The organism is Micromonospora yasonensis (assembly GCF_026013475.1).
Classification (GTDB): domain Bacteria; phylum Actinomycetota; class Actinomycetes; order Mycobacteriales; family Micromonosporaceae; genus Micromonospora; species Micromonospora yasonensis.
Genome location: NZ_JAPDPH010000079.1, coordinates 1 through 18201, shown reverse-complemented (window position 1 = coordinate 18201; position 18201 = coordinate 1). Strand labels below are relative to the sequence as shown.

Annotated in this window: 8 protein-coding genes; 4 read left to right on the top strand and 4 right to left on the bottom strand. The window is 71.3% G+C overall.

What is annotated here, in order from left to right:
• Positions 1–59 precede the first annotated feature (59 nt).
• The 3 genes from ONA70_RS17800 to ONA70_RS17790 all read right to left on the bottom strand — a co-directional run bounded on the left by ONA70_RS17800 (position 60) and on the right by ONA70_RS17790 (position 1748).
• Positions 60–260: a hypothetical protein gene (locus ONA70_RS17800; protein ID WP_265007566.1), complete on the bottom strand. Its 201-nt coding sequence runs from the start codon at positions 258–260 to the stop codon at positions 60–62.
• A 112-nt stretch (positions 261–372) separates the two neighbouring features.
• A complete protein-coding gene (locus ONA70_RS17795; RefSeq protein ID WP_265007565.1) occupies positions 373–699 on the bottom strand; it encodes a DF family (seleno)protein in 327 nt (108 codons plus the stop codon).
• 92 nt (positions 700–791) lie between these two features.
• Positions 792–1748, bottom strand: a complete 957-nt coding sequence (locus ONA70_RS17790) for an FAD-dependent oxidoreductase (RefSeq protein ID WP_265007564.1) — start codon at positions 1746–1748, stop codon at positions 792–794.
• Between the two features lie 109 nt (positions 1749–1857).
• On the opposite strand from ONA70_RS17790, the gene ONA70_RS17785 reads away from it, so the two are divergent.
• Complete coding sequence (locus ONA70_RS17785) at positions 1858–2784, top strand: LysR family transcriptional regulator (protein WP_265007563.1); 927 nt, start codon at positions 1858–1860, stop codon at positions 2782–2784.
• Between the two features lie 55 nt (positions 2785–2839).
• Positions 2840–4129 carry an exo-beta-N-acetylmuramidase NamZ family protein gene (locus ONA70_RS17780; protein ID WP_265007562.1) on the top strand — a complete coding sequence of 430 codons (1290 nt, stop codon included), beginning with the start codon at positions 2840–2842 and terminating at the stop codon, positions 4127–4129.
• A 119-nt stretch (positions 4130–4248) separates the two neighbouring features.
• On the opposite strand, the gene ONA70_RS17775 is transcribed toward ONA70_RS17780, so the two are convergent.
• Complete coding sequence (locus ONA70_RS17775) at positions 4249–8205, bottom strand: CBM96 family carbohydrate-binding protein (RefSeq protein WP_265007561.1); 3957 nt, start codon at positions 8203–8205, stop codon at positions 4249–4251.
• 430 nt (positions 8206–8635) lie between these two features.
• Between ONA70_RS17775 and ONA70_RS17770 the strand changes: the two genes are divergently transcribed.
• Positions 8636–11860, top strand: coding sequence for a LamG-like jellyroll fold domain-containing protein (locus ONA70_RS17770; protein WP_265007560.1), 3225 nt, complete (start codon positions 8636–8638; stop codon positions 11858–11860).
• 27 nt (positions 11861–11887) lie between these two features.
• Positions 11888–18172 (top strand): RHS repeat-associated core domain-containing protein, encoded by a 6285-nt coding sequence (locus ONA70_RS17765; RefSeq protein ID WP_265007559.1) that lies wholly within the window; start codon positions 11888–11890, stop codon positions 18170–18172.
• Positions 18173–18201 lie beyond the last annotated feature (29 nt).

Genomic DNA, 18201 nt, shown 5'->3' with positions numbered 1-18201 from the left:
CGACAACCCGAGGACGTGTCCCCCGGGCGGCCACGACTGATCGGAACCGGACGGCCGGATCACGAGGTCGCCTGCCACTGGTAAGTCCAGGGCGGCCCGGAGCCGACGACGGACTGCCGCACATACAGGCCATCGCCGACGACGTCGACCTCACCCGGGTGCAACTCGGCCGGTGGGAACCCACGCTCGTCGAGTTCGACGGAGGCGGTGCGCCCGTCGGCCGGCCCGCCCACGATCGGGACATCAACCACGTCTCGCATAGGTGCAGCATCACGCCCGAACAGCGGAGTAAACCCCGAATGGGGAAGTTTCTCCCTTCAAGGCGAGGACCGACGCCCGCGAGCACACCTCCGGCAGAGACCGGGCGCCCCCTCAGCCGGCCGCCGACCCACGGCCCGGCTGCTGCAGGGCGGCCAGGATCCACGTGTCGGGTGGGGTGCCGCGAAGGCCGTCCTCGGCCTGGTAGAGCCGGCACTGCAGCCCGTAGCCGGTGCGCTGCGCGGCGGTCGGGTCGACGTCGACGCCGTCGATCCGCAGCGTCGGGGAGCCGAGGAACCGGTGCGTCCGGGCCTCCTCGTCGGTCTCCACCACGCGCTCGTGGATCGGCTCGTCAACCCCAACGGAATCGAGCAGCGCCCGCAGATGCGGCACAAGGCCCTCGTGGTTCGGGCAGTCGGCGAAGTACCACACCTCGATCACGCTCATCAGTCTTGCCGAGTTGCCGGCCGGAGGGCAGCAAATCATGTGCGAGTCAAAGCCGGCACCGCCGGCCCCGCGCCAGGCAGGCCCGGTCAACCACCCAGGGCGAGGTCCGCCACCTCGGCGGCGGACCCCCAGGACAGCGTGACCCCCGCCCCGCCGTGGCCGTACGCGTGCACGAGCCGGCTGCCGGGTGGGCTCGCCGGGTCCACCTCGACCCGGGGGCCGCCGTGCCGGGCCGGCCGCAGCCCGATCCGCTCGCCGAGCACCGGCGCGTCGGCCAACTCCGGCACCAGCGCGACGCAACGGCGCCGGATCGCCACCGCCGTGTCCGGATCGGGCGCGGTGTGCCCCACCCCCCGCTGGTAGGTGCCGCCGAGCACCACGTCGTGCCGGCGCGGGTGCACGTACGTGATTCCGGCCGGGTCGTCCTCGTCGCGCACCGAGACGGTCAGGCCCGGGTTCGCCACCAGCACCACATGCCCCCGCGCCGGGTGCACGGCCGGGTCGGCAGCGAGCTGGCCGGCGGCCAGCCCCGTCGCGTTGACGACCGTCGGCGCGATCTCGAACGCGTCGGCGAGCCGTCGCACCCGGCGGCGCAGCACCCGCCCGCCACCGGCCTCGAGCCGCTGCCGCAGCCAGGTGAGGTACGGAGTCATCTCCACCGTCGGCGCGGTGAACCGCAGCAGCGCCGTATACGGCGGCGGCGCCGTCTCGGCGACCAGGTCCCCGCACGCCTCCGCCCACCACGGCGGGCCGGCGTACGGGCGGCGCAGGAGCATCCGGGTCGGCCGGTCGACCACCCCCGGCACGCCGTCCGCCGCCTGGCGGCCCAGCTCCGTGTGCGTCTCCCGCGCCCAGCGCAGCACCCGCGGGTCCTGGTCGGTGTGGCTCGGGTACCAGACCGCGGCGGCCACCGTGGACACCGTGTCCGCCGGATCGTCGGCGGCCAGCACGGTCACTCGCGCTCCCCGCTGCTGGAGGGTGACCGCCGCCGTCATCCCGATGACCCCGCCCCCGACCACCACCACGTCCGTCGCTGCCGTCATCGTCCGCTCCCGTCGCTCGTGCCGTTGGCCTCGGATCGTCGCCGGCTCGGCGGGCCGCCGTCCAAGACGGATCGGGCAGCCGGCGATAAGCGCCGCTTATGATCGGCGCATGTTCGACGCGCCGGACGTCTGGTCGGACCTGCGGCGGCTGCGTTACTTCGCGGTGCTCGCCGAGGAACTGCACTTCACCCGGGCCGCCGCCCGGCTGCGCGTCGCACAGCCCGCGCTCAGCCAGCAGATCCGCGCCCTGGAACGCCAGCTCGGCGTGCCGCTCGTGCACCGCACCAGCCGGGGCTGCACGCTGACCGAGGTGGGGGCGCGGATCGCCGGCGAGGCCGCCCGGCTGCTCGCCGAGGTGGACGCGGGGACCGCCCGCATCCGGGACCTGGTACGCGGGCGGGGCGGCCGGCTCCGGCTGGCGTACACCCGTTCGGCGCGTGGTGGCCGGGTCGACGCGCTGGTCGCCCGGTTCCGGGCCGCCCACCCGGACGTCGAGGTGGTCCCGGAGACGGCCTGGACGGCGCCGAACGTGGCCGGCCTGCTCGCCGGCCGGCTCGACGCGGCGTTCGTCCGCCCGCCGGTCGACGAGCCGGCGCTGGCCTGCCGGACCGTCGACACCGAGGAACTGCTGCTGGCCCTGCCTGCGGGCCACCCCCTCGCCGCCGGCCGCCGTCGGATCAGCCGGGCCGAGGTGGTCGACCTGCCGGCCGTGATGTGGCCGCGCGAGAACGGCCCCGGCATGTTCGACCGCACGATCGCCCAGGTCTGGCCGCACGGCGGCTTCAAGCTCGTCCGGCAGGAGCCGGACGACGAGCAGCTGCTGCGGGCGGTGGCGCAGGGAGACGTGGTCGCGGCCGTCCCGGCCGGCCGCGCCCGCGCGCTGCGGCTGCGCGGTACGGCTGCGCCGGTTCACCGCCCCGGCGCCCACCGTGGACGTCGCCCTGGCCTGGCCGCGCGACAGCACGAACCCGGCCCTGCGCCGCCTCCTCGCCCTGCTCGGGTGAGGCCGGGCAGCCGCGTAGATATCCTTCCTTGACCGACCGCCGGATGGTAGCTAAGTTTCGATGAACTGAGCTGCTTGGAGGCACCCGATGGAGCGCAGAACCTTCCTCGCCGGAGCCGGGGCGGTCACCGGGGCCCTCGCCGGGACCCTGACCAGCTCGCCCGGTAGCGCCGACCCGGGGATCCGCCGGATCGAGACGGGCCTGGACGTGCTGGTGGGCTCCGACTTCCGGGAGCTGAGCGGGCAGCAGGTGGCGGTGATCTCCAACCCGACCGGCGTCGATAGCTCGTACCGGCACCTGGTCGACCTGATGCACGCCTCGGGCCGGGTCGACGTGGTCGCGGCGTTCGGTCCTGAGCACGGCTTCCGGGGTTCGGCCCAGGCAGGCGGCAGCGAGGGCACCGGCATCGACGCACGGACCGGCATCACGGTCTATGACGCGTACGGCGCCTCGCAGGCCGCGTGGGAGGCCATGTTCACGCGTTCCGGGATGGACACCGTGGTGTTCGACATCCAGGATGTGGGCGCGCGCTTCTACACCTACATCTGGACGATGTACACCTCGATGCTCGCCGCGGCCCGGGTCGGCAAGCGGTACGTCGTGCTCGACCGACCCAACCCGATCGGCGGCCGGACGTACGGCCCGATGATGACCCCCGGCTACACCTCCGGCGTCGGGCTGAAGGAAATCGTGCAGCAGCACGGCATGACGGTCGGCGAACTGGCTCGCTTCTTCAACGCCGAGTTCCTGCCCGCCGAGGTGGGGCGGTCGGTCGACCTGCACGTGGTGCAGTGCCGGCACTGGAAGCGGGACGTGTTGGCGGCCGACACCGATCTGCCATGGGTCATGCCCAGCCCCAACATGCCCACCACGGACACGGCGCTCGTCTACCCGGGCACCTGCCTCTTCGAGGGCGTCGCGTCGATCACCGAAGGCCGGGGCACCTGCCGGCCGTTCGAGCTGGTCGGCGGGCTCGCCACCGACTTCGACTACCACTGGGGCGACCGGCTCAACGCTCGTGACCTGCCCGGGGTCGAGTTCCGCGAGGCGTACTTCTCGCCCACCGCGGCCGGGCAGAAGCCGGCGCTGCTCAACAAGCTCTGCGCCGGTGTCGAGGTGAAAGTCGTGGACCGGAACGCCTACGACCCGATCCGCACCGGAGTCGCGATGCTGGTGGAGGCGCGTAGGTATGCGGCCTTCGCCTGGCGGCAGGATTCGTGGGACGCCCAACGGCCGTACTGGATCGACAAGCTCACCGGGTCGCCCCGGCTGCGCACCATGATCGACGCGGGTGCTGACGTGGACGACGTGGTGGGCGCGTGGGCCGACGAGCTGGCCGCTTTCGACCGGCAGCGCCGGGCCTACCTGCTCTACTGATCGAGCCGGTGGCGGCCGCCCCGCCAGCCGATCGACGGCCACCGTGTTCAGTCGTCCGTACGCTGGCATGCCCCGGACGCCGGAGCGGCGTTTGGGGCATGCCAGCGTCGTCGCGACCGTCAGCTGGTCTTGATGGTCAGCGTCGGAGGGTTGGCCGACTCCTCCTTGCTGCTGACAGTGATCTCGTCGTCTGCCTTGACCTGCAGGCTCAGCGTCTGATCACCGAGCCACTGGCTGATCGCGTAGCCGGTGACATCGATGGACACGTGGGGATCCTTGCCTCCGCACGTGAACTCGCGCAGCGGCGCCAGCGTCGATGACGGTCGGGTTGCCCAGGATGTACCGCCCTCCGTCCAGCCGCCGTCCGCGCTGCCGTACACCGTGAGCGTGACTGGTTTGACGGCGCACTGCGGTACGTACAGGTTGACGGCGACGCGGTTCAGGTCGGCCACGCCGTCCAGGCTGTACCGCAGCAGGGCGGTGCGGTTGCCGGCGTCGACCACCAGCGCCTTGTCGGGGCCGTGCGTTGCCGCCGGGTCCATCGCGTCGACGTACGTGTCCGCGAGCGCCGGCCGATCGGCGTACTCGGCCCGTAGGACCAGCCTTGGCGGATTCGCGGCGCTCTCCCGTGACGTGATGGCGATGTACTTACGACTGCCGGCCGGATCGCCGCTGATGGCGAAGGAGGCCCGGCCGTCGGCGGCGTTGCGCCGCAGGTAATCGGTGACGTCCAGCCCCACCACTCCGCCGGTGGCGCTGACGTCCAGCGTCTTGAGCGCGGCGCCGACGTCAGGCTTGCTGTTCCACTTGACCAGACCCTCGTTCCAGGCATCCCCGACCTCGGAGACGACCACCTTGTCGGCGAGGGCTCCGGCCTCCGTCACCTTGGCGTGGAACTCCAGCTTGGCGTACTCGATCGCGCCGTACTGAGCGATGTCGAAGGTCAGGTACGTGATTCGCTGCTGGCTGGGCGTGTACTTGACGGCGTTCACGGTGGATTGGCCACCGACGGCGTCGAGTTTGTCGGAGTCGACGTACGCGTCGCCGATGGGAGTCGCCTCCGCGTTCGGCTGCTGCCAGTTGTCCACCTGCGGGCCGCGGGTGGTGAGGACGAGCTGTGGCTGGCCGGTCGCGGCCTCGTCGCTGTTGAGCAGGACGAATTCGCCGGTCTGTGCCGGCTCGGTGAGCACGAACGTCGCCACGCCGTCACCGGCTGCCTGTACCCGGACATATGTGGTGACGTCGCCACTGGCGTAGCTTGCTGTCGTGCCGACGGCGAGGTTACCGATCGGGCCGCCCTCGGGCTGCGGGGCATTGTTCCAGGTCAGCGTGTCCTCCGACCAGGCGCCGCCGGTGGCGTTCTCGTCGGGAGCGGACTGCACGGCCAGGTCGGTGGTGCATTCGGTGCAGGTCGTGTTGTTGCCGTGCACCCGGAGGGTGGCGCTGGCGATGTCCGCCGGGTTCACGCCGGCGAGGTCGAACTTGAGGTAACTGCGGCGGGTCCAGCCGTCGCCGGTGTTCTTCACGACCAGGCCGGTGGTGCCGTAGTTGGTGTCGCCGTGGTCTTTCCAGACCATCGCGTCGTGGGTGGGGCGCAGCACCTGCGGATCGGTCGCCAGCACTGCCGTCTCGGTGGCGCCTGCGGTCTGGAACGAGGTGATGCTGAGGATTGCCGGCACCGTCTGCACCAGCCGCACCTTGGCCGAGCCCGACACCAGCCCGTTGCTGGGCGTGTTGAGCTTCATGTGCAGGGCACCCGTACGCTGCTGTGTCGGGTCCGCCGCGGCCACCTTGATGGCGGTTGCCGTGCGCTGGAGCACCACCGCTGCCGCGTCGTCGACGGTCAGGAACGACGCCTCCCCCCAGGCGTCGAGTCGCTGGGTCACCCGGGGCTGCCAGAAGTTCACGCCGATGACGTCGAGTGCGTTCTGCTGCACGGCCTGGATCGTCGTCTCGTTGCGCAGCACGCTGACCTGCGGGCTCGCCGCGTAGTCGGCGGCCTGCTGGGCGGTCGCGCCGGGCAGCAGCACGTAGCTGTAGGAGGCGTTCGACGGGTTCGACCCGTGGTCGATCCAGAGCGACACATATGCCCGCTGGTGTGGCTTGGTGGACTCGCCAGGCTTGATCTCGCTCCAGGCGCCGGTCCGGACCTCGCGCTTGCAACGCAGCGTCACGCCACCCGGAAAGTAGTAGCCGATGTTCTGGCCACTCAGATGGGCGCTCTTCGCACCCTCGACCACCTCGCTGCTGCCGTTGGTGGCGCAGCGCGGTGTCCCGTTGATGGTCAGTGCCTCGCTGCCGCTCACCCGCCGCTGGTCGACCGTGGTCACGATGGGGCCGATGCCGGTGATGCCGGCACCGAGCGCGACGATCTCGTCGTCGTACAGGAACCACGCCTTCTTTCCGCTGAGGTCCGAGAAGGGGTCCCGCAGTTCCATGCCGACCGCAGCGTACCGGCCATCGAGTGCCGCGCCGCCGACCCAGCTCGCCGTCGACGGCACGCCACTGGAAGGTGTGGTGGATCCGGCCGCCGTGGAGACGGTCGTGCCGGGCAGGCGGGTGGCGTCCACCGTCGGCCAGTACGCGTCGTCGTACTGGCCGAGGTCGTCCGGCAGGACGAGTTGCGTCATGCCGTACCGGGTGAACCAGCCGCGCAGATTCTCGCCGAGGGTCTCGTAGTCGAGGATCCGGTTGGAGAACATGCTCACCCCGAACATGTACCCGGGTCGCTGGTGGGTGACCTGGTCCATGCCGGCGTACACCTTGGTGGCGGTCAGATCGGTCGCGGGCTGGATGGCGGCGTCGTCGATCACCGCGTACGCCCGCGCGACGGTGAACAGGGAGAGGAAATAGCCGTCCGGATAGGGCGCGAAGGTGTCGGCGCTGATCAGCCCCTTCGCCATGCTGCGCAGCTGCAGCGCGTCGGCTGAGGGCATCGCCTCGGCCAGGATGAGCGCAGCCCGGGTGAGGCCCTGCCCGGACTGATGGTTCTTGATGCTGGTTTCGGCGGGATCGTTCCGCTTCGGCGTCCCGGCCCGAGCGATCTCCCGGCCCTGCACACCGGGCGTGCCCGCGCCGCGATACACCAGTGGCCGCAGGCCGTCCCGCAGCCAACCGGCGAACGCGGTACTGGCGGCGCCGTCGATCGCCCAGGGCGAGCCGTGCAGGGCGTAGATCAGCTCCGCGTACGTTTGGGCCATCGAGGTGCCGTACCCGCCGCTGTACGGGTGCCGGCCGTGCTGGATGAACGAGCCGTCAGCGTAGACGCCCTCGCCGACCCGCACGGTCGCCATGGCCTCGAGCGCGTCGCCACGGGCCGTGGTGATGGCCCCCGCGTCCCTGGCGAGGACGCCCATCATGACCTCGGTGGTGCACTTCCAGACCCGGTTGGCGCCGCGGCTCGGATCGACGTAGTCGCTGACGTTGGTGCTGCGGCCGGACCGGGTGCAGGTCGGCGTGAGCACCTTGATCGCCGAGAGATAGTCGTTCACGGCAAGGTTCCGGTGCCCCCACATCATCACCGCGACGTTGGTGATCTTCTTGGGAATCTCGATCTCCCACTCGTACCAGTCGCCGGACGGGTGCGGGAGCGGCAGGTCCGCCTGGCTGCGCGGCAACGTGTGGACGAGCGCGTTGAGGCCGGCAACCGTCGCGTCTGCCAGCGGTGCGTCGCCGGCGAGTGTGGTCCCCGGCGTGACGTAGGCGGTCGCCATCTGCACCAGCCGGGTGAACGAGCCGGACACGCCTGCCGTGGTGGTGTAGACGAACTCCGTCGGCCAGAGCTGACCGTATGCGGCATTGTCCGGCGAAAGGGCATCGGGGTCGATGCGATCGACGAAGCCCTGCACCTCCCCGACCTTGGGCAGGCGGCCGGTGTAGCGCGGGTCGTCCGCGTGATTGGTGTCGCTGTCGGTCAGCAGCTGCAGCCAGCGGTGGCGCACCGCGTCGAAGTCGTCCGCCGCCATCGCCGGTGCCGCCACCGCCTGGACCGCACTGGACACCAGCAGGACGAGGACAAGGAACAGGACGTGGCGACGACGCCGCTCCCTGCTCGGCTGTCGAGTCCGGACGCTCATAAAGGCTCCTCCCCGTGAAACTGAGGAGGAGGGTAGCTTGATCTTCAACCCGGGGTGAGCCCGTATCGGCGCTGATTGATCACTGCGGCATCCCGTAGGCGATCACTCTGACGGCAACTCCACGTCGCCGAGCGATCACGCCCGGGATCACTCCCCCGCTACCCGCACAACCTGCGGCCACCGCATGCTGCATGACCACGCAAATCGACGCTTGAAAATATCTCCACATCGACATAGCTTCCTCTCAAATTTTCTTCACCGCGTCGTCCCGGGGGCCCAGGCCCCGGAGGAGGCCCGCATGCGTCCCGCCCCCCACGCACTTCTCGCGCTGGCGACCGCCGCGGTTCTGGCGTTCAGCGCTGCCCCGGCAGGGGCCGTTACGAGGACCACCACTGCGATGCCGGCACCACAGGGGCCGCCGTCCACCGTCTTGGAGCGTCCGACGGAGCAGTCGGCTGCCGCGCTCGCCCGGTCGACCGGACAGCGGATCGAGGTGACCGGCCTGCGTACGGAGACGCAGCAGGTCTTCGCCAACCCGAGCGGCACGTTCACCCTCACGCAGAGCGCGCGCCCGCAGCGGGTACGCCGCGGCGACACCTGGGTCCCCGTCGACACCACGCTGCAGCGGCACGCCGACGGCATGGTCGTCCCGGCGGCCACCGAGGTGCACCTGGAGTTCTCCGGCGGCGGCACCGCTCCCCTGGTCCGGATGCTGGCGGAGGGGCGCGGCCTGGAAATCGGCTGGGCGCGGTCGCTGCCCAGTCCGACCCTCGACGGGGACACCGCCACCTACCCTGAGGTGCTGCCCGGCGTGGACCTCGTGGTACGCGCCGATGTGGACGGCTTCTCCCAGGTACTGGTGGTCAAGTCCGCCGAGGCGGCCCACAATCCCGAGCTGCGTACGCTGCGCTACACCACCCGTGGGCACGGCGTGGCCACGCAGGTCGACGCCGCCGGCAACCTACAGCTCGTCGCGCCCGACGGGAGGGTGGTGTTCCACGGCGGCACGCCGCTGATGTGGGACTCCTCCGGCGACGATCAGCTCGCCGCGCGGGAGCGCATCACCGGGCCCGGCCACAACGCCCGGCACCGCGCCATGCGGCTGCGCGGCACCGCACACGAGCTGACCGTCGAGCCGGACCTGGCGATGTTGTCCGCGTCGGACACGACGTTCCCGGTCTACCTCGATCCGAACATCAAGTGGGCGGGCGGGCGCCTGGCGTGGACGTCGGTGTGGAAGGCCTACCCGAACAGCTCCTACTTCAACAGCACGGACATCGCCCGGGTCGGGCACGAGAACCAGACCGGCATGACCAACCGGTCCTTCTTCCGGATGGACAGCCACTCGATCAAGGGCAAGACCATCATCAACGGCACCTTCCGCACCTACGAGACGCACTCGTGGTCGTGCAGTGCGCGGCAGGTGGAGGTGTGGTGGACCGGCGCGATCGGCTCCGGCACCACCTGGAACACGCAGCCGGGCTGGAACACCAAGCTCGCCACGGTGAACGTGGCCAAGGGGTACAGCAGTTCCTGTCCTGCCGGCGGGGTGGACTTCAACGTCAAGTCCATCGTGGTCAACGCCGCCGCCGGCGGCTGGAACGACATCACGCTCGGCCTACGGGCCAGCAGCGAGACCGACACGTACGCGTGGAAGAAGTTCCGGAACAATCCGACGCTGGAGGTCGAGTACAACACCCCGCCGGACCTGCCGACCTCGTTGTCGCTCGACCCCGGCCTGCCGTGCGTCACCGGAGCGAGCCGGCCGGTGATCGGTACCACGACGGCGACCATGCGGGCGAAGATCACCGACAAGGACCCGCAGAGCGTGGGCGCCCGCTTCCAGCTGTACACGCTGGACGGAGTCACACTGGTCGGTGAGTACGCGACCCCGAAGGTGGCCTCCGGGTCGGTCCACTCCTACGCGAAGGGCTCGTTGGCCAACGGTGGTCTGTACAAGTGGCGGGTACGCGGTGAGGACACCGGGACCGCGGGCAACCTCGGCCCGTGGACCGGCTACTGCGAGTTCGCCGTGGACCTCAGCCCGCCGGCCTCGACACCGACCGTCACCTCGACGACGTACCCGGAAACCCTTGCCGGGAGCGATCCGGTCTACGGCGGCTCACCCGGCCTGCCCGGCTCGTTCACCTTCGCCGCGGCCGCGGCCGACACCGATGTGGTCGCGTTCGAGTGGGGCCTGAACACCCAGCCGCCGGCCAACCGGGTCAACGCGACCACCAAGGGCGGCTCGGCGACGCTCGACATCACCCCCACCACCGACCTGCTCAACACCCTCTACGTGCGGTCGGTCGATGCTGCCGGTAACAAGGGGCTGGTCTACGGCTACCAGTTCTACGTACGGCCGGTGACGATACCGGTCGGGGCCTGGGAACTCGACGAGGCCAGCGGCAGTATGGCCGCGGACAGCTCGGACGGTGGTCATCCCGCCACCCTCGCCGGCGGCGCCACGCACGTGTCGGGCCGGGTCGGCACCGGATCGGTGCGGCTGGACGGGACCACCGGCTACGCCGCGACCTCGGCGGCGGTGCTGCGTACCGACCTGAGCTTCACCGTGTCGGCGTGGGTGCGGCCGACCAGCCTGTCCCGCAACGTCACGGCGGTCGGCCAGGACGGGACCGCCAACAGCTCGTTCCGCCTCGGCAACTGGGCTTCCACCAACACCTGGACGATGGCGATGGTGACCGCGGACAGCTCCACCACCGGCACCCACATTTCGGCGAACTCCACCGCCGCGCCCAAACTCAACGTCTGGACCCAGCTCACCGGCGTGTACGACAAGTCCGCCGGGCAACTGCGGCTCTACGTCGACGGGGTGCTGAACGGCAGCGTCGCGTACACCGGCGCCTGGAACGCCACCGGCCCCCTGTCCATCGGCCGGGCCAAGTACCACGGCGCCATGGCCGACTGGTTCGCCGGTGACGTCGACGACGTCCGGGTCTACCAGGGCGTGCTGTCGGACGACACGATCCGGGAATTCGCCGCGGCGCCACCGGCGCTGGTGGGGAACTGGAAGCTCGACGAGACCGGCGGCACCGTCGCGGCGGACGCGTCGGGCGCCGGGCGTACCGCCACGCTGACCGGCGGGGCCAGCTGGACCGCCGGGCGGGTCGGCGGGGCGCTGCGCACCGACGGCTCCACCGGGTACGCGTCGGCGGGCGGGCCGGTGCTGCGTACGGACCAGAGCTTCACCGTCGGCGCCTGGGTGCGGGTGCGCTCCGGCTACCCGACCAGCGTCCCGCTCACCGCGGTCAGCCAGGACGGCGCCGCCATCAGCGGGTTCGTGCTCCAGTTCGAGCCGTCGGACAACACGTGGTCGTTCGGCCTCGCCGGCAGTGACAGCAGCACCGACGGCTACGACGAGGCGGTCGCGTTCCACACCCCGGTGCCGGACACCTGGACGCACCTGACCGGCGTGTACGACGCCGACACCGGCCAGCTCCGCGTCTACGTCGACGGTGAGCTGTCCGGCGTCGGCAGCCACACCACACCGTGGCACGCCGCGGCCGGCCTGCAGATCGGGCGGGCACGGTCGGGCACGTCGCTCACCGGCTTCTGGCCGGGCGAGGTGGACGACGTGCGGGTCTATCAGGGCGTGGTCGACGACGCCACGATCTCGGCGTGGGCGTCGGCCTAGCTGGCAGGAAGAGGGAAGGACGGACCGATGTTTCGCATGCCCCGACCCGGTCGCCGCACAGCGCTGAGCCTGCCACTGGCGGCCATCGTGGCGGCTGGAATCCTGGTCGCCCCGGAGCTGGCGGTCGCGGCCGCCAGCTACCGGCCGCCCGCACCGCAGGCCCAGAAATCTGTGCCGGGCAGCCCGGTCCCGGCCCGCGACCGGGCCCCCGACCCGGCCGAGCGGGCCGCGCTGCGCGCCGCGCCGGACGTGGTCTGGCCGCAGGCGGCGACCGCTGAGGTCGACGTCCCGGTTGCCGACGCCCTGGAGCGGCGGCTGGGCGATCCGGTGTCGCCGGCCACCGTGCCCGGCACCCCGCTGTCGATCGCCCCGCCAGCCGACGGCGGTAGCGCCCCGGAGCGGGTACGCGTCCGCGTGGCGGACCACTCCGCCGCGCTGGCCGCCCGGGTCGACGGCCTGCTGCTGCAGGTCGCCACAGCCGACACCGGCGGGACCGTCACCCTCGACGTCGACTACTCCGGCTTCCGGTACGCGTACGGCGGCGACTGGGGTGCCCGGCTGCGGATCGTCCGCATGCCCCTGTGCGCCCTGACCACGCCGGCGGTCCCCGCCTGCCAGGAACAGCAGCCGCTGGCCAGCCGCAACGACACGCAGGCCGGGCGCCTGCGGGCGCAGGTGGCGGTCGGGCTGCCGGACGTGCGGGGTCCCACCGCCCCGGGCGGCGGGTCGGCGGCCCAGGAGGCCGGCGTGTACGCGGTGACCGCCGCCGCCTCGGGCGGCACCGGCGACTACAAGGCCAGCTCCCTGTCGCCGTCGGCGAGCTGGCAGGTGACCCCGCAGACCGGCGACTTCTCCTGGTCGTACCCGTTGGAGAACCCGCCCGGGGTGGAGGGCCCGGAGCCGGACCTGGAACTGGGGTACAGCTCGGGCAACGTCGACGGGCGTACCGCCTCCACCAACAACCAGCCCTCCCTGGTCGGTGAGGGCTTCGACCTGCCGGTCGGCTACCTCGAGCGGCAGTACCGGGGCTGCGCCGACGACGGGGTGAGCACCAAGCCCGGCGACCTGTGCTGGGCCGGGGACGAGATGATGCTGGTCCTCGAGGGGCACTCGGGCCAGCTGGTACGCGACGACGCCACCGGGGCGTGGAAGCTGCGCGCCGACGACGGCACCCGGGTGGAGCGGCTCACCGGCGCGGTGAACGGCGACAACGACGGGGAGTACTGGAAGCTCACCACCACGGACGGCACGCAGTACTTCTTCGGGCGCAACCGGCTGCCCGGGTGGGTCGCCGGCAAGCCGGAGACGAAGTCGGCCTGGACGGCGCCGGTCTTCGGCGATGACGCGGGCGAGCCCTGCCACGGCACCACCTTCGACACGTCGTGGTGCCAGCAGGCGTGGCGGTGGAACCTCGACCACGTCGTCGACCCGGACGGCAACTCGATGGCCTACTACTACGAGACCGAGACGAACTATTACGGCCGCAACCTGACCGCGAGCGCGGCCACCTCCTACGTCCGCGCCGGCTACCCGCTACGGGCGGAGTACGGCCTGCGCAACGGCGCCGAGTACACCACCACCGCGCCGGCCCGCATGCTCTTCTCCGTGGCGGAGCGGTGCATCCCCACTTCGACCTTCGACTGCGCGGCGAGCAAGTTGTCCAGCACCACCGCCGCGTCGTGGCCGGACGTGCCGTACGACCGGATCTGCGCCGCGGCGCCCTGCACCAACCAGTACTCGCCGTCGTTCTTCAGCCGCAAGCGGCTCGCCTCGGTGAGCACGCAGGTGTGGGGTGGCAGCGCGTACCGGGACGTGGACCAGTGGACGTTCACCCACACGTTCCCCGCCACCGGCGACGGCACCAGCCCGTCGCTGTGGCTGGAGGCGATCTCGCACACCGGCAAGGTCGGCGGCACCGCGTCCACCCCGGACGTCAACTTCGACGGTCAGCAGCGCGTGAACCGGGTGGACGCCCTGGAAGGCATCGCCCCGATGGTGAAGTGGCGGGTATCGGCCGTCCAGACCGAGACGGGCGGCACCCTCAACATCACGTACTCGGAGCCGGACTGCACCCGCACGGCGCTGCCGGCCCCGGAGAGCAACACCCGGCGCTGCTTCCCCATGTACTGGGTGCCGGAGGGGGCGATCAACCCGGCCCTGGACTGGTTCCACCGCTACGTGGTCACCCAGGTCGTCGCGGTCGACAACACCGGCGGCGGGCCGTTCGACGTGACGAGCTACGAGTACCTCGACGGCGCCGCCTGGCACTACGACGAGAACCAGCTGACTCCGGCGACCCGGCGCACCTGGTCCCAGTGGCGGGGCTACGGCCGGGTGCGGATCTACGAGGGGGAGACCAACGAGCAGCGGTCGATGACCGAGTACCGGTACTTCCGGGGCATGGACGGCGACACCCTGCCGGGCGGGGCGAGCCGCAGCGTGTCGGTCACCGACTCCGAGGGCGGCAGCGTACGGGACAACTGGCGGCTGCAGGGCTTCGAGCGAGAGGAAATCGAGTACGACGGGCCGGGCGGCTCGGTCGTCTCCGCCGAGGTCAGCGACCCGTGGCTGAACGGGCCCACCGCCAGCCAGGGCAGCCGGCAGGCGTACCGGCTGGACACCTCGGCCACCCGGACCCGGATCGCGGTGGGCAGCGGGTGGCTGCGCACCGAGGTACGCAGCACGTTCGACAGCTACGGCGAGGTGACCCAGGTCGAGGACCTGGGCGACACCAGCACCAGCGCGGACGACCAGTGCACCCGCTACGAGTACGCCCGCAACACCACCGCCTGGCTGGTCGACCCGGTGGCCCGGGAGGAGACGGTGGGGGTGGCCTGCTCGGTCACGCCGAACCGCCCCGCCGACGTGATCTCCGACGAGCGGCACTACTACGACGGTGCCGCGACGTACAACACCCCCGCCACCCGGGGCAACGAGACCCGGGTCGAGGAGCTGTCCGGCTGGTCCGGCGGCCCGGTGTACGTGACCACCAGCCGCGCCAACTACGACGTGCACGGCCGGGTGGTGGAGAGCTGGGACGCGGCCGGCGGACGCAGCATGGCCAGCTACACCCCGGCGACCGGCGGCCCGGTGACCGGCACGGCGATCACCAACGAGCTCGGCCACACCACGTCCACCACCCTCGACCCCGCCTGGGGTCTCGCGGTCTCCGAGGTGGACGCCAACGGGCGGCGCACCGACGTGGCGTACGACCCGCTCGGCCGGCTGTCGAAGGTGTGGTCTCCCGACCGGTCGAAGGCCGGCGGGCAGAGCCCGAACATCGAGTACACCTACCTGCTGCGCACCAACGGCCCGGTGGCGGTGACCACGAAGACGCTGCGCAACGACGGCACCTACACCGTGGGCTACGACCTGTTCGACTCGCTGCTGCGCCCCCGGCAGACCCAGGTGCCGGCGCCCGGCGGGGGGCGGATCGTCACCGACACCTTCTACAACACCAGCGGCCTGGTGACGAAGACCAACGACGACTACTACAACTCGTCCCCGCCGAGCACCGACCTGCTGCTGGTGGCCGACAACGTCGTGCCCGCCCAGACCAAGACGGTCTACGACGGGGCCGGCCGGGAGACCGCCGAGATCTTCCTGATCTACGGCCAGGAGAAGTGGCGCAGCACGACGACGTACGGCGGCAACTGGGTCACCATGGACCCGCCGGACGGAGCGACGCCGACGACCACCTACCTCGACGGCCGGGGCCGGAAGGTGGAGCTGCGCCAGTACCGGGGCAACTCCCCCACCGGCACGTACGACGCCACGAAGTACACCTACACCCGTGACGGGCTGCTGAGCACCGTCACCGACGCGGCCGGCAACCAGTGGCGCAACACCTACGACCTGCGTGGGCGCCTGGTGAAAGTCGAGGACCCGGACCGGGGCACCAGCACGATGGCCTACGACGACTCGGACCGGCTGGTGTCGGTCACCGATGCGCGTAACCGGACGGTGGCCTACACGTACGACGCGCTGGACCGGCGCACCGGCATGTACGACGGATCGACCGCGGGCGCCAAGCTCGCCGAGTGGACGTACGACACGCTGGTCAAGGGGTTGCCGACCGCCTCCACCCGCTACGTGGGCACGGACGCGTACACCAGCACGGTGACCGGCTACGACACCATGGACCGGCCGACCGGCACGCAGGTGACCGTCCCGGCCTCCGAGGGTCCGCTGGCCGGCACGTACTCGTTCAGTGGGACGTACAACGTCGACGGCAGCGTCGCCACGATGTCGGTGCCCGGCGGTGGCGGGCTGGCCGCCGAGACGCTCAGCTACACGTACAACGAGCTGGGGATGCCGATCTCGTTGACCGGGCTGAGCACCTACGTCGGGGCCACCACCTACGCCAAGCTCGGAATGCTGCAGCAGGTCAGCTACGGGGTGACCGGCAAGCGGGTGGTCCGCGACAACACCTGGCAGGAGGGCACCAACTGGCTCGCGCGCACCACGGTCGACGTGGAGGGGCTGACCAGCACCCGGCAGGCGGACGTGACGTACGACTACGACCAGGCCGGTAACCTGCTCAAGATGGCCGACGCGCCGCCGGCCGGCGTGGCGGAGGCGGACATCCAGTGCTTCCGCTACGACTACCTGCGGCGGCTGTCGGAGGCGTGGACGCCGACCGGGGACTGCGCGAGCGCAGCGAGCGTCGGCGCGCTCGGCGGGCCGGCGCCCTACTGGCACAGCTACACCTACGACGTGACGGGCAACCGGCTGTCCGAGGTGCGGCACGCCGCCGGCGGGGACACCACCCGCACGTACAGCCACCCAGCGGCCGGGCAGGCCCAGCCGCACACCGTGCGTACGGTGGCCACGCAGGGACCGACCGGGACCAGCACCGACCAGTTCGGGTACGACGCGGCCGGCAACACCACCAGCCGGGTCGCCGCCGGCCGCAATCAGACCCTGGAGTGGGACACCGAGGGCAAGGTATCCAAGATCACCGAGGGCGGCAGCGTCACCTCGTTCGTCTACGACGCGGACGGCGACCGGCTGATCCGGCGGGACAACACCACCGTCACGCTCTACCTGGGCGGGATGGAGCTGCAACTGCAGAAGCAGGTGGGCGTCGTCAAGGCCACCCGCTACTACGAGTTCGGCGGCTCCACCATCGCCGTACGCACCTACGACAACAAGCTGACCTGGCTGATGGCCGACCACCACAACACGGCCGTGCTCCAGGTCGACTCGAGCACGATGGCGGTCAGCCGCCGGCGGCAGACCCCGTTCGGTGAGGAACGCGGCCCGAAGCCGGTCGTCTGGAAGGGCGACCGCGGGTTCGTCGACGGCACGATGGACGCCACCGGCCTGACCCACCTCGGGGCACGCGAGTACGACCCGGCGCTCGGCCGGTTCCTCTCCGTCGATCCGGTGATCGATCCCGAGGACCCGCAACAGCTGCACGGCTACGCCTACGGCAACAACGCCCCGCCGACGTTCAGCGACCCGGACGGGCTGTGGTTCTCCTGTGGCTGGTGCAAGAAGGCGTTCAACGCGGCGAAGCGGGTGGTGCGCCGGGTCGTCCACGTGGCCCGCAGGGTCGTCCACCACGCCCGACGGATCGTGCATCACGTGGTGCACACGGCCCGCCGGGTGTTCCACGTCGTACGCAGGGCGGTGCACCGGGTCGTCCACCGGGTGGTCCACCACGCCAAGCGATATGTGCGCGCGGCCTACCATGGCGTGCGAAAGGCCTACCACTACGTGGCACGCAAGGTACGAGCACACGCCGCACGCGTCTACCACAGCGTGAGACGGGTGGTGCATCGAGCGGCGCACGTGGTCCGGCACGTCGCCCGGCGTACGACACACGCGGCCAGTCGTGCCTGGCATGCGACAGCCTCGGGAGCCGTGAAGGCGGCGAAGTGGGCCGTTCAGCACCGCAGTCTGCTCGCCTCGGTGGCGGCGACGGCGGGCTGCGCCCTGACCGGTGGCCTCGGCTGCCTGGCACTGGGCGCGGCCGCCCTCGCCGTCCGGATGCAGCAACGGGCCCACGAAGGCGGGGGCTGGCGCAAGACCGCACAGGCGAACCTCGCCGACGCGGTCATCAGCCTGGGCACGCTGGGACTGGTGAAGACGCCGCTGGCGGCCGCGCAGTACGGCAAGCTGGGCTGGCTGCGGCCGGCGAAGGACGCGAACGGCGTCCGGGTCACCGAACACTGGGCCGCGATGTTCGGCACCAAGGCACTCAAGCGGGACACCGGCCAGTGGGTGCGCTTCGCGCTGATGAAGGCCGGGACGAACGTGCCGTCGTACGGCACGGCGGTGACCGCCGGCAGCCTCGCCGAGCGGTAGCGGCGACGGGCGGGGCGGGACGGGGAGAG

Coding starts and splice junctions, on each gene's coding strand:
- ONA70_RS17800 (WP_265007566.1), bottom strand. CDS start 260: ATGCGAGACGTGGTTGATGTCCCGATCGTGGGCGGGCCGGCCGACGGG.
- ONA70_RS17790 (WP_265007564.1), bottom strand. CDS start 1,748: ATGACGGCAGCGACGGACGTGGTGGTGGTCGGGGGCGGGGTCATCGGG.
- ONA70_RS17785 (WP_265007563.1), top strand. CDS start 1,858: ATGTTCGACGCGCCGGACGTCTGGTCGGACCTGCGGCGGCTGCGTTAC.
- ONA70_RS17780 (WP_265007562.1), top strand. CDS start 2,840: ATGGAGCGCAGAACCTTCCTCGCCGGAGCCGGGGCGGTCACCGGGGCC.
- ONA70_RS17775 (WP_265007561.1), bottom strand. CDS start 8,205: ATGAGCGTCCGGACTCGACAGCCGAGCAGGGAGCGGCGTCGTCGCCAC.
- ONA70_RS17765 (WP_265007559.1), top strand. CDS start 11,888: ATGTTTCGCATGCCCCGACCCGGTCGCCGCACAGCGCTGAGCCTGCCA.